The sequence below is a fragment of the Bacteroidota bacterium genome, from assembly GCA_018692315.1.
Taxonomy (GTDB): Bacteria; Bacteroidota; Bacteroidia; order Bacteroidales; family JABHKC01; genus JABHKC01.
Window position 1 is genome coordinate 1 of sequence record JABHKC010000225.1, and the last position, 8,427, is coordinate 8,427.

Here is an 8,427-nt window from a genome sequence, read left to right on the forward strand (position 1 = left end):
CAGGATATAAATGTTTAACTGTAAACTTTTTTTAGGACGAGTCATTATGTCTTTGTCAACGCTGAAAGAAAACAGCCAGTGTACAACACTATCTATAAATAATCGAACAAAGATAAATGGTTGTGCGATTACAGCAGAAATCTTATTACGAAAAGTAGATAATGTTTTGGGAAATACAAATAATTATAATTTGAAGAAGTTTTTTGACGATTAGAATGTAATTCTTTTGTAGAGTAAACGAATGCTTTCAATTTCAAATAAATAAGAAAACCTCAAAATCCAAAATGAATCAAGAAATCAAAAATATCGTAGATGAAATTGTAAATGAGATGGGAAAGTCGGTTGAAATGACGATTCCTATACTTCAGGAGATTCAAAATAAATTCAATTATTTGCCTGAAGAAGCTTTGCAAAGAGTTTGCGAAACTACTGATATTTCTGCTTCAAGAATTTTTAGTGTATCGACTTTTTATTCGCAATTTCGGCACAAACCGGTTGGAAAACATATAATTAGCGTTTGTGTTGGAACTGCTTGCCACGTAAAAGGAGCAGGTTTGGTTTACGATGCTGTTGAACGAGAGTTGAAAAAAAGGGGGAATAATCAGAGCGATAAAAACTTTTTATTTACAGTTGAAAAAGTTGCTTGTTTGGGATGCTGTACTCTTGCACCGGTTGTTCAAATTGACGAAACAACTTTTGGTCATGTTTCAGTAAGTCAGGTGCCAGAAATTTTGGATGAATTTCTGAGAAGTTCAAAAAATAAAAAACCGGGATTTCAAAAAGTTGTAGATCAAAAAGATAAAACTCAGGGTGAAATTCGTATTGGGCTTAATTCATGCTGTGTTGCCAGCGGAAGTTCTGATATAAAAGAGGAGATTGAAAAAACACTCGTCGAAAATAATATCGATATTGATATAAAGCAGGTTGGCTGCGTAGGCATTTGCAATCAGGTTCCTTTAATGGAAATTCACAAGGAAAACGAAGCCCCTACAATTTATTCGAAAATCACTGCCGACGAAGTTAATGAAATAATTCTCAGACATTTTAAGTCGAAAAATTATTTCACCCGCTTAAAAAGTCGAATAAATTCTTTTGCAGATAATTTGTCAAATGTTGATATTCCCGAAAGGACAAAACAATATTTAGCGAGCGAAAAAAACACTCCAATTTCCGATTTTCTTGATAGTCAGATACATATTGCAACTGAAAATAGCGGACAAATTGATCCTGTCGATATTTTAGAATATGAAAAATATGGCGGTTTCGAAGCTCTAAAAAAATGTCTTTTTCAGCTTTCTTCATCAGACATAATCGATATTGTTCAAAAAAGTGGGCTCAAAGGTAGGGGAGGTGCAGGCTTTTCTACCGGAACGAAATGGAAATTGGTGAAGGAAAATATTTCGGATAAAAAATTTGTAATTTGTAATGGCGATGAGGGCGATCCGGGAGCTTTCATGGACAGAATGCTCTTAGAGTCATTTCCATTCAGAATAATTGAAGGAATGATTATCGCATCAATTACAATTGGAGCTGAAATATGTATTTTTTATATACGAGCCGAATATGGTCTTGCTGTTCAGCGGATTAGCCAGGCAATTGAAATTTGTAAACAAAACAATATTATTGGTAAAAATATTTTGAATAGTGGTTTTTCTGTTGAAGTAGAACTGTTTAAGGGTGCCGGTGCTTTTGTGTGTGGCGAGGAAACTGCATTAATTTCATCGATAGAAGGCGAAAGGGGATTTCCTAAAATCCGGCCTCCTTTTCCTTCAGAAAAAGGGATTTATGGATTTCCTACTTTAATTAATAATACAGAAACTTTTTCGCTAATATCGTGGATAATCAGGAATGGTTCGGAGAATTTCAAAAACATTGGAACAAAAAATAGCTCCGGCACAAAAGTTTTTGCTTTGGCAGGAAAGATAAAACGAGGTGGGCTTATTGAAGTTCCTATGGGAATGAGCATAAAAGAAATTATTGAAAATATTGGTGGAGGAATTGCAAATGGCAAAAAATTTAAAGCAGTTCAAATTGGCGGGCCATCGGGTGGCTGCATTCCGGTACATTTGGCGGAGATTCCTATCGACTATGATTCGCTTACAAATGCAGGTTCAATGATGGGTTCGGGTGGACTAATAGTTCTTGATGAAGACGATTGTATGGTAGATATTGCAAAATATTTCTTGTCTTTCACTCAGGATCAATCTTGCGGAAAATGCACATTTTGTAGAATAGGAACCAGAAGGATGTTGGAAATTCTCGAAAAAATTTGTTCTGGAAAAGGAAAAATGAACGATTTGAAAATTTTGGAAGAGCTTGCCATCAAAACAACCAAAGGGAGTTTGTGCGGACTGGGAAAAACTGCCTCAAATCCTATACTTTCAACATTAGAATATTTTAGAGATGAATATGAAGCACATATTCATGGAAAATGTCCTACCGGAAAATGCGAAAATATGATTTCATATTTGGTTAAAGAAAATTGCATTGGCTGTACTAAGTGTGCACAGAAATGCCCATCTGATGCTATATTATCCGTCCCATATGAATTGCACATAATCGACCCTGAAAAATGTATAAAGTGCGATATTTGCCGTTTGGTTTGTCCTACTGATTCTATTGTTAGAAAATGAAATTCTAAGGTTTTATTGTATTAGAAAATTATGGTAAAAATAAATATTGATGACAAAAAATATGAGGTAGATGCCGGAACAACAATTCTTGATGCTACAAAAAAAGCAGGAATTGAAATTCCAACAATGTGCTATTTAAAGGGTATTTCAAACCAAGCTTCATGTATGCTTTGTGTAGTGAAGAATTGCGACAATGGGGAATTACTAACTTCCTGTGCTGTAAAAGCTGAGGAGGGGATGAATATTTCAACAAAAGACAAAGAAATATTTGAAGCAAGAAAGTCGGCTTTGGAACTGCTTTTGAGCGACCATGTGGGCGATTGCGAAGCTCCTTGCAGAATTGCTTGTCCCTTATTTTTGCAAATTCCTGCAATGAATCGAAACTTTGCAGCGAATAATTTTGATTATACTTTAAAAGTAATTAAGGAAGAAATTGCTTTTCCGTTGATAATGTGCAGAATATGTTCAGCCCCATGCGAAAAAGTCTGCCGCCGCCGACAGGTCGATACGCCCATTTCAATACGTGAAACAGTTAGTTTAATAAGCTCAGAAAATTTGAAATCTTATAAGAATTTCAAGCTTGAAAAAGAATTTAATAAAAACAAAAAGATTGCAATTGTAGGAGCAGGCTTATCGGGTTTGGGGTGTGCGTATCATTTGTTGCAGAAAGCTTACGATTGTACTATTTTTGAAAAAAATGAAAAAGCCGGTAGTAGTTTAAGGGAATTCTCGGAAGAAGAAATGCCGGAAAGTTTGTTAGAAACCGAAATCGAAAATCTTAAAATAAATGGTGCTAAATTTGTTTTTAATCAAAAAATTGATGGTCAAAGAATTGAAAATCTGAAAAACGAATTTGATATTATCCTTATAGCTAACGGTTCGGTATTTAACTTTCTTGAAAAGGAAACTATTTCAAAAAATATTAGAAAAATTGATAACAACAAACCCATCTTTTACAAAAATGATAGAAAAATTGTTATTTGCTCAAGTGTTTTTCAAAACAAAGAAAAATTAGTAAAAATATTGGCTTTGGCAAAAAATACTGCAACTGTTGTGGATAGTTTATTCATTGAAAAAAAAACCAACAGTTATGTGAGATTTTTTAATTCGAAATTTGGAAACCTACGTGAACATGAAATAAATGAATATTTGAAAGAAACAGAAATTGGAATAGAAGAAAGAAAAAAAACAGAGCCAACAAAACAAATCTCAAAAAATGAGATTATGGCCGAAGCTCAAAGTTGTATGAGTTGCGATTGCCGAAAACCAGTTTCTTGCAAACTCAGAATTTATTCTAATCAGTATGACGCAAAACAGAGAAAATATGGTTTTGGAGAAAGGAAATCTTTGCAAAAATATTTTGAGCATCCCGATATTGTATTTGAACCCGAAAAATGTATAAAATGCGGGCTCTGCATAAAAATTGCAAACAAAAATGTCGAAAAAACCGGATTAAGTTTTTTTGGCAGAGGCTTCGATATGAAAGTTGATATTCCTTTCGATAGAGCTATAAATGAGGCAATTACAAAATCGGCAGAAGAGTGTGTAGAAGTTTGCCCTACTGGTGCAATTTCTGATAAAGCATTTTTCGAAAATAAAAATCGAATTTCCTGACATGAAAATTTGTCTTATTCGCAATTATTAATATTTAAAAAATGAATATTTTAAGGAAAATTATATTATTAATATTTGCTTCTTCAGTATTTCTTAGTGCTTTTTCGCAAGAAAAGACTTGCTGGAAATCGCACAGGTTTGATGCATCTTTATGTGGAAAAACAGATTTGGAGCTTAAAAAACTGTACAAACTAAAATGGACTTATAAAACTGAAGATGCCATTAAATCGTCACCCATTGTTTGCAAGGACAAAATCTTTGTTGGCTCTGACGATGGTTTTGTCTATTCGATTTTTTTGAACGGAAAGTTAAATTGGAAATATAAGGCTGAAACATCGGTTGAGGCAGCTCCGCTTTTACTGGATAATTTAATAATTGTAGGCACTCTCGAAGGAATTTTGCTTGCTTTAGATTCGGAAACAGGCAAATTAATTTGGAAATATTCTTGTGATGGTCAAATCTCCGGAGCTGCAAATTGGGCATATTCAAAAAAAAGAAAGCACAACATTGTTTTGGTTGGAAGTTACGATTACAATCTTCATTGTTTAAATTCTGCAAATGGCGAGCTTTTATGGAAATATGAGTCGGACAATTTTATTAATGGAACTCCGGCAATAAATGATGAAATTGCAGTTTTTGGTGGTTGCGATGGTTTTTTGCATTTGGTGAAAATTGAAAACGGCCAAGCAATTGATAAAATCGAAATTGGAACTTACATTGCTTCATCGCCTGTGCTTGTCAATGATTTTGCATTTTTTGGAAACTATGATGGCGATTTTTATAAAATAAATCTATCGTCGAAAAAAGCTACATGGACAAACAAAAATACAGGAGCTTATATTGGGGCTCCTGCTGTTTCAGACAGTTTTGTTGTGGTTGGTTCGAACAATAAAAATTTGTATTGTTTCGACACGAGCAATGGGGATTTAATTTGGAAGTTTAAAACATTGCAAAAAATTGATAGTTCGCCAATAATTACAAAAAAATCGGTAGTAATAAGTTCAACTGATGGAAGAATTTATATTATTGATAAAAATTCAGGAAAGAAAAAATGGTCGTATGAAATTGGAAGTGCGATAGTTAGCACTCCGGCGGTAACAAAGAATTTCATAATTGTAGGAGCAACAGATGGTAAAATCTACACTTTCGAAGGATTTTGATTCTTGCTTAAAATTTGGAAGTTGGTAGCAAAAAAAGTTAAGAGCGAATAAGTTTTAGGACAGTTATTCTATTTTTTTTGAATATGTTTTTTAATCATTTTAATTAAATCTGATGCTTTCGCAGGTTTTTTTAAATAGTCATCGCATCCGGCATTTAAACTTTTCTCTTCGTCGCCATAAAGGGCGTAGGCTGTATAAGCAATTATTGGCAAATTTTTATTGATTACTCTTATTTTAGTTGAAGTTTCGTAACCATCAAGTTCGGGCATTCTAATATCCATGATGACAAGGTCTATATTTTGGTTGTAAACAATAAAATCTAATGCTTCTTTTCCATTTTTTGCCCATAATGTTTTTGCCTCAAATTTTTTCAAAACCATTTCGATTAGTGCAAAATTTGATTCTTCGTCTTCAACAATAAGAATTGTTTTTCCTTTTAAAGTGTTTATTTTGTCTTCCGTAATTGTGCTTTCTTCCGATACAAATAATTTTTTTGAGATTTTTATCGGAATATCTACAAAAAATGTTGAACCTTTTCCTAATTCAGATTTTATTGAAATTGTTCCACCAAGCAAGTCTGTAAGTTTTTTTGATATTGTTAGTCCTATTCCAGCACCTTCGTATTTTCTTGTATGTGATTCTTCTACTTGACGGAATTTTTCAAAAATATAATTGAAATATTTTTGATCGATACCAATTCCCATATCTTGTACGAAAAATTGTATGTGTTTTTGGTTTTCTTTCACTATCACTTTATATCCGTATTTAATGTTTATTACATCTTTCGAGAATTTGAAAGCATTATTTAGAATGTTCATTACAATGTGATACAATTTTTCTCCATCGATATTTATACTAAGTTCTTCATTAGATTTATCAGGAATAAATTCCATGAAAATTTCCTTATTGTCGAAATTTTTTGATTCAATATCTAATGACAGTTTTATTTTTGATGCTAAATCAATTAATTGAATATCGCTTTGTGTAACTTTTAATTCGCCACTTTCAAGTAATGAAAGTTGAAAAATGTCATCGATAATTTTGCTAAGATGAATCCCACTTGAATTTATCATTTGGTTAAGTGTAATAATTTCATCAATAGGCATTTCCTTGTCAATTATTTCAGAAAATCCAATAATTGCAGTAAGTGGAGTTCTCAATTCGTGCGACATAGTAGCAAGAAATGATGATTTAAGTGAATCTGCTTCTTCGGATTTTTGTAGGGCATATTTTAGCTTTTTCTCATAATCAATAATGTCTGATATGTCGATTGCAGTTGCAGAGAAGTATTTTTCATTTTTTTCTTCATCAAAAATGGTCATAGCATTCATCAAAGTTGGAAAAACTGTAGCATCTTTTCGTGCGTGCCAAACTTCTATATTGGTGAAATACCCTTCACGATGAAGAGAATTTTGTGATTCTAAAAGGGATGGAATTTGTTCTTCATTATGCAGAATAGTGAGGTTTTGCCCAACAATTTCGTCTGCTGTGTAGTTGTGCATTTCTGCAAAACAGTTATTTACATACAATAGTTTTCCTTTTGAATCGAAAATGCAAGTTCCGTAATTTGCAGTATCCGAGATTGTTTTAAATTTTCTTAATTCTTGTTCAGTTTTTTTCCTTTCGGTAATGTCGATTATCATACCTATCAAATTGTCTCCCAGTAAGGTGGCATTTATAATTGTAGAAATAGTTTTATTTTTGCTAGTGATAAGCTGTGTTTCAAAATTTACAACTTTACCGTGTTTTTTTATTTCAGCGATAAATCTTTGCCTGTCATTTGGATTTTTATATATTGCAACAGCACCTTTTTTATATAATTCTTCTTCAGTATCAAACTCTCCAAGTTTTAGGGATGCCTGATTTGCATAAATTATGTCTCCTTCTAAATTAGTTTCATAAACAGCAATGTTGGTATTTTCTACAAAACTTCTAAACTTTTCTTCGCTTTGTTTTAGTTTGTTTTCAGCAATAGTTCTGGCAAAAGCCGAACCAAATTGTGCAGGAATATACCTTAGTATCTTTATAGTATGTTCGCTAAATTCTTCGTATGAATATGAAGCCAAATTTATGGCAGCAATTACCTTATTTTTGTGCAAAAGAGGGATTATTCCTATAGCTTTTAAACCGGTTTTTATCCTGACTCCTTCCTTATAATTATCTATTAGCTTATTATATGGTTTAAAAATTGGTTTTCCTTTATTGACCATTTTTGCCTGGGGAGAATTAGAATCAAAATAGGTAGCATTCTGAATAAACTCGTTGTTCAAACCAGCACTTTTTTTCAATATTAAGCTCTTGCTTTCTTCGTCAACAATATAAATTCCACCGGCATCAATATCTCTATGGCTTAACAAGTAATTTAAAATTGCTTCACACATTTGGTCTATACTACTAATCTCAGAAACCAGTTTTGTTAGTTCGTACTGGTTTTTTAGTTCATTCACTGAATTCACTTGCTGAGTAATATCAAAGAAAATCCCACTTGAACCAATAAATTTATTTTCTTTGTTTAGTTTCGGAGTAACAGTTACTTTTATTATTCTTTTTACGCCGTTTTTTCTAATAATTATTAATTCGTATTTGCTTGAAACTCCGAGCTGTCTATTTTTTGATTCCTGATAGACTTTGTTTATCATTTCAGGTGCAATTACATCTTTCAAATTTTTACTTAAAAGTTCTTCAACAGTATAGCCAAAGATATGTGCTGCTGCTTGATTTGCATAATTGAAATTTTCATTTGCATCTAAATTGATAACACCTTCTTCAATTGTTTCAACTAAATTTTGATATTTTCGCTCTTTTTTCCATATTTTTTCTGTTTGAGTAATTAGTAAATCTTCAAGTCTTGCATTTCTAATCTTCAATGCTTCTTCCATTTCTCTAATTCTAATCATTGAATGCAATTGAGCACGAAGTTCTGTAGGTTCGATTGGTTTTGTGAGAAAGGCATCGGCTCCTGCGTTAAAACCTTTTATTCTGCTGTCAACATCAGTTTTATATGCGGTAATGAGAATAAC

4 protein-coding genes are annotated in these 8,427 nt (G+C 32.6%); 3 read left to right on the top strand and 1 reads right to left on the bottom strand.

The window, feature by feature from the left end:
- Positions 1–284: 284 nt before the first annotated feature.
- Genes HN894_16395 through HN894_16405 form a run of 3 tightly spaced genes read left to right on the top strand, consistent with a single transcriptional unit; the run spans position 285 to position 5,407 of the window.
- On the top strand, positions 285–2,633 hold the full coding sequence (locus tag HN894_16395; GenBank protein ID MBT7144904.1) for a 4Fe-4S binding protein: 2,349 nt from the start codon (positions 285–287) through the stop codon (positions 2,631–2,633).
- 30 nt (positions 2,634–2,663) lie between these two features.
- Positions 2,664–4,247 carry an NAD(P)-binding protein gene (locus HN894_16400; protein MBT7144905.1) on the top strand — a complete coding sequence of 528 codons (1,584 nt, stop codon included), beginning with the start codon at positions 2,664–2,666 and terminating at the stop codon, positions 4,245–4,247.
- 41 nt (positions 4,248–4,288) lie between these two features.
- Positions 4,289–5,407: a PQQ-binding-like beta-propeller repeat protein gene (locus tag HN894_16405; protein MBT7144906.1), complete on the top strand. Its 1,119-nt coding sequence runs from the start codon at positions 4,289–4,291 to the stop codon at positions 5,405–5,407.
- 68 nt (positions 5,408–5,475) lie between these two features.
- Here HN894_16405 and HN894_16410 read toward each other — a convergent pair.
- Positions 5,476–8,427, bottom strand: a 2,952-nt coding sequence (locus HN894_16410; GenBank protein ID MBT7144907.1) for a PAS domain S-box protein, incomplete at its 5' end; no start/stop codon positions are given.